Origin of the sequence: Pseudomonas sp. UBA6276 (genome assembly GCF_002438365.1) — a bacterium.
GTDB classification, from domain to species: Bacteria; Pseudomonadota; Gammaproteobacteria; order Pseudomonadales; family Pseudomonadaceae; genus Aquipseudomonas; species Aquipseudomonas coleopterorum.
This window is the reverse complement of sequence record NZ_DJUS01000125.1, coordinates 1-4937: the sequence shown is the minus strand read 5'-3', so window position 1 is coordinate 4937 and position 4937 is coordinate 1. Positions and strand designations below refer to the sequence as shown.

Here is a 4937-nt window from a genome sequence, read left to right as displayed (position 1 = left end):
TGCAGCGCCTGAAGGAAGCTGCGGAAAAAGCCAAGATCGAACTGTCCTCGAGCCAGTCGACCGACGTCAACCTGCCGTACATCACTGCAGACGCGACCGGTCCGAAGCACTTGAACGTGAAGATCTCCCGCGCCAAGCTGGAATCCCTGGTCGAAGACCTGGTTCAACGCACCATCGAACCTTGCCGCACTGCCATGAAAGACGCCGGTATCGACGTTGGCGCGATCAACGACGTGATCCTGGTCGGTGGTCAGACCCGTATGCCGCTGGTACAGAAGTTGGTGACCGATTTCTTCGGTAAGGAAGCTCGCAAGGACGTCAACCCTGACGAAGCCGTTGCCATGGGTGCTGCCATCCAGGGCGCCGTTCTGGCCGGTGACGTGAAAGACGTGCTGCTGCTCGACGTCAGCCCGCTGACCCTGGGTATCGAAACCATGGGTGGCGTGATGACTGCGCTGATCGAGAAGAACACCACGATTCCTACCAAGAAATCGCAGGTATTCTCGACCGCCGACGACAACCAGGGCGCCGTGACCATCCACGTCCTGCAGGGCGAGCGCAAGCAAGCCGCGCAGAACAAGTCGCTGGGCAAGTTCGACCTGGCCGAGATTCCACCGGCTCCACGTGGCGTACCGCAGATCGAAGTGACCTTTGACATCGATGCCAACGGCATCCTGCACGTCGGCGCGAAGGACAAGGCCACCGGCAAGACTCAGTCGATCGTGATCAAGGCCAACTCCGGTCTGTCCGAAGACGAAATTCAGCAGATGGTTCGTGATGCTGAAGTCAACGCCGAGGAAGACCGCAAGTTCGAAGAGCTGGCCGCTGCCCGCAACCAGGGTGATGCACTTGTGCACTCGACTCGCAAGATGGTCGCTGACGCAGGTGACAAGGTCACTGCCGACGAGAAGACTGCCATCGAAGCGGCCGTCGTGGCGCTGGAAACTGCGGTCAAGGGCGACGACAAGGCGGCGATCGATGCCAAGGTCGAAGAACTGTCCAAGGTCTCCGCTCCAGTGGCGCAGAAGATGTACGCCGAACAGGCCGAGAAGCCTGAAGGTGCCGCTGCTCAGCCAGCGGAAGAAGCCGGCAAGCACGACGACGTCGTCGATGCCGAATTCGAAGAAGTCAAAGACAACAAGTAATTCTTGTTGGTCGGCCGGTTGACTGTGCTCGCACGGTGACTGGTAGGATGTCGCCGCGCGGGGGCTTGCTCCCGCGTTGGCGTGTCTGGAATACACGAATTTTAACAACATGCGACAGCGATCGGATGTTGGCGGCGCGGTCAGCGGCGCCCCTGCGTGCTGGCTCCCAAAAGAGTAAAAAGACTTATGGCAAAGCGTGACTATTACGAGGTTCTGGGGGTGGAGCGTGGCTCCAGCGAAGCGGATCTGAAGAAGGCCTATCGCCGCCTCGCGATGAAGCATCACCCGGATCGCAACCCCGACAGCAAGGAATCCGAAGAAGCCTTCAAGGAGGCCAACGAGGCCTACGAAGTGCTGTCCGACGCCAGCAAGCGCGCGGCATACGACCAGTACGGTCATGCCGGCGTCGACCCGAGCATGGGTGGCGGTGGCCAGGGCTTCGGCGGGCAGAATTTCTCCGACATCTTCGGTGATGTGTTCAGCGATTTCTTCGGTGGCGGCCGTGGCGGCAATGGCCGCGGTGGCGCCCAGCGTGGCAGCGACCTGCGCTACACGCTCGAGCTGAACCTGGAAGAAGCCGTGCGCGGCACTACGGTCAGTATCCGTGTGCCGACGCTGGTCAACTGCAAGCCCTGCGACGGCAGTGGCGCGAAGAAGGGCTCGGCGCCGATCACCTGCCCAACCTGTGGCGGTATCGGCCAGGTGCGCATGCAGCAGGGCTTCTTCTCGGTACAGCAGACCTGCCCGCGCTGCCATGGCCAGGGCAAGATCATCTCCGACCCGTGCGATTCGTGCCACGGCGAAGGCCGTGTCGAAGAGTACAAGACCCTCTCGGTCAAGGTGCCTTCGGGTGTCGACACCGGCGACCGCATTCGCCTCTCCGGCGAAGGCGAGGCGGGCATGCAGGGCGGTCCGACCGGCGATCTGTACGTGGTCATCAACGTGCGCGAGCACGCGATCTTCCAGCGCGACGGCAAGCACCTGTACTGCGAAGTGCCGATCAGCTTCACCGATGCGGCCTTGGGCGGCGAGCTGGAAGTGCCGACCCTCGACGGTCGGGTCAAGCTGAAGATCCCGGAAGGCACCCAGACCGGCAAGCAGTTCCGTCTGCGCGGCAAGGGCGTTGCGCCCGTGCGTGGCGGTGGTGCTGGCGATCTGATGTGCCGAGTGGCGGTGGAAACGCCCGTCAACCTCAACCGCCGTCAGCGTGAGTTGCTGGAAGAATTCCGCACTTCGCTGGAAGGCGACGAATCCCATTCGCCCAAGGCCAATGGCTGGTTCGAGGGTGTGAAGCGGTTCTTCGGCGACCTGTAAGGCATAAGGATTCGAGCATGCGACGTATAGCTGTGATGGGCGCCGCCGGGCGCATGGGCAAGACGTTGATCGAAGCGGTCCAGCTGGCGCCCGGCGCCGGTCTGACTGCTGCGGTCGACCGGCCGGACAGCACGCTGGTCGGCGCCGATGCCGGTGAGCTGGCGGCGCTGGGTCGTATTGGCGTGCCGTTGTCGGGTGACGTGGCGAAGGTGGGGGAGGAGTTCGATGTATTGATCGACTTCACCCACCCGACCGTAACCCTGAAGAATCTGGCGTTCTGCCGCAAGGCCGGCAAGGCCATGGTCATCGGCACGACCGGTTTCAGTCCCGAGGAGAAGGCGTTGCTGGCCGAGGCAGGCAAGGACATTCCGATCGTCTTCGCTGCCAACTTCAGCGTCGGCGTCAACCTGTGCCTGAAGCTGCTCGACACCGCTGCACGGGTGTTGGGCGACGATGTCGACATCGAGATCATGGAAGCCCATCACCGGCACAAGGTCGATGCTCCGTCGGGCACGGCCGTGCGCATGGGTGAAGTGGTTGCCAATGCCTTGGGTCGCGACCTCAAGCAAGTGGCGGTCTACGGCCGTGAAGGCCAGACCGGCGCCCGTGAGCGTCAGACCATCGGTTTCGCCACTGTGCGTGCCGGTGACGTGGTGGGTGACCACACCGTGCTGTTCGCCGCCGATGGCGAGCGCGTCGAGATCACCCACAAGGCCTCCAGCCGCATGACGTTCGCCAAGGGTGCGGTACGCGCCGCCCTCTGGCTCGACGGCCGTGCCCCAGGCTTCTACGACATGCAGGATGTGCTCGACCTGCATTGACTTCGCTGACCCCTTAGCGGGCAGAGGGCTCGTCGCCCACCCCGCTCCCACAAGGGTGGTGTTCACCTGTGGGAGCGGGCTCTGCCCGCGAAGACGTCAGCCCCATCCCCACAAATCCCTGCCCCCTGTCGCATCACGCGAACTTCCCACCGCATTCGCGGTAGACCAAAACCCCTCTTTTCTGTAAGCTACAGCTTTAGTGTGTCCACTAAAAGCGCGCAGATAATTCGATGAAAAGAAGCGGGGTGACGTATCCATACGGCATTCCGCTTTTTTACAACCTGCGATCGCCCTTTCAGGCTTTATTTACGGGAGGTCTTCTTGACTAAGCCAGCCATACTCGCCCTTGCCGATGGCAGCATCTTTCGCGGCGAAGCCATTGGAGCCGACGGGCAAACCGTTGGTGAGGTGGTGTTCAACACCGCCATGACCGGCTATCAGGAAATCCTTACCGATCCTTCCTATGCCCAGCAAATCGTTACCCTGACCTACCCCCACATCGGCAACACCGGCACCACGCCCGAAGACGCCGAATCCGATCGCGTCTGGTCCGCAGGCCTGGTGATCCGCGACCTGCCGCTGGTTGCCAGCAACTGGCGCAACACGCTGTCCCTGGACGAATACCTGAAAGCCAACAATGTCGTCGCCATCGCCGGCATCGATACCCGCCGCCTGACCCGCATCCTGCGTGAGAAGGGCGCGCAGAACGGCTGCATCATGGCCGGCGACGACATCAGCGAAGAGGCCGCCATCGCCGCCGCTCGCGCCTTCCCTGGCCTCAAGGGCATGGACCTGGCCAAGGAAGTCAGCACCAAGGACACCTACCAGTGGCGCTCCAGTGTCTGGGATCTCAAGTCCGACAGCCACCCCGACGTGCCCAACAGTGAATTGCCGTACCACGTGGTCGCCTACGACTACGGCGTCAAGGTTAACATCCTGCGCATGCTCGTCGAGCGCGGCTGCCACCTGACCGTGGTGCCGGCGCAAACCCCGGCCGCCGACGTGCTCGCCCTCAACCCCGATGGCGTGTTCCTGTCCAACGGCCCTGGCGATCCAGAGCCCTGCGACTACGCTATCCAGGCGATCAAGGAAGTGCTGCAGACCGAGATTCCGGTCTTCGGTATCTGCCTGGGTCACCAGTTACTGGCCCTGGCCGCCGGCGCCAAGACCGTCAAGATGGGTCACGGCCACCACGGCGCCAACCACCCGGTCCAGGACGTCGACAGCGGCGTGGTGATGATCACCAGCCAGAACCATGGTTTCGCGGTAGACGAGGCGACGCTGCCGAGCAATGTGCGTGCGATCCACAAATCGCTGTTCGATGGCACCCTGCAGGGCATCGAGCTGACCGACAAGGCCGCCTTCAGCTTCCAGGGTCACCCTGAAGCCAGCCCTGGCCCCAACGACGTCTCGCCACTGTTCGACCGCTTCATCGAATCGATGGCCAAACGCCGCTGATTCCTGTCGGACCCGTGTGTAACGCGCGCCCCGGCTGGCCCCGTCGAAGACGGACAGGCCGCCAGGGCGCCGCCCAATAAAGTCCAGGCGGGCAGCCGGCTGAACTGCGCAATTGAGTGAGAACCATGCCAAAACGTACAGACTTGAAAAGCATCCTGATTCTTGGTGCCGGCCCGATCGTCATCGGCCAGGCCTGCGA

General features: G+C 62.5%; 5 protein-coding genes. All 5 read left to right on the top strand.

Annotated elements, in window-relative coordinates; genetic code table 11:
* A partial coding sequence (locus B2V21_RS14515; RefSeq protein WP_286917214.1) for an Hsp70 family protein occupies window positions 1-1145 on the top strand: 1145 nt, incomplete at its 5' end.
* 186 nt (window positions 1146-1331) lie between these two features.
* Window positions 1332-2459, top strand: a complete 1128-nt coding sequence (gene dnaJ / locus B2V21_RS14510) for a molecular chaperone DnaJ (protein WP_049858660.1) — start codon at window positions 1332-1334, stop codon at window positions 2457-2459.
* Window positions 2460-2476: 17 nt separating this feature from the next.
* Window positions 2477-3280: a 4-hydroxy-tetrahydrodipicolinate reductase gene (dapB, locus tag B2V21_RS14505; protein WP_286917213.1), complete on the top strand. Its 804-nt coding sequence runs from the start codon at window positions 2477-2479 to the stop codon at window positions 3278-3280.
* A gap of 321 nt (window positions 3281-3601) precedes the next feature.
* Entirely contained in the window at window positions 3602-4738 is a 1137-nt protein-coding gene (carA, locus tag B2V21_RS14500; RefSeq protein WP_122743197.1) for a glutamine-hydrolyzing carbamoyl-phosphate synthase small subunit, read from the top strand.
* Window positions 4739-4863: 125 nt separating this feature from the next.
* A partial coding sequence (locus tag B2V21_RS21620; RefSeq protein WP_414708404.1) for a hypothetical protein occupies window positions 4864-4937 on the top strand: 74 nt, incomplete at its 3' end.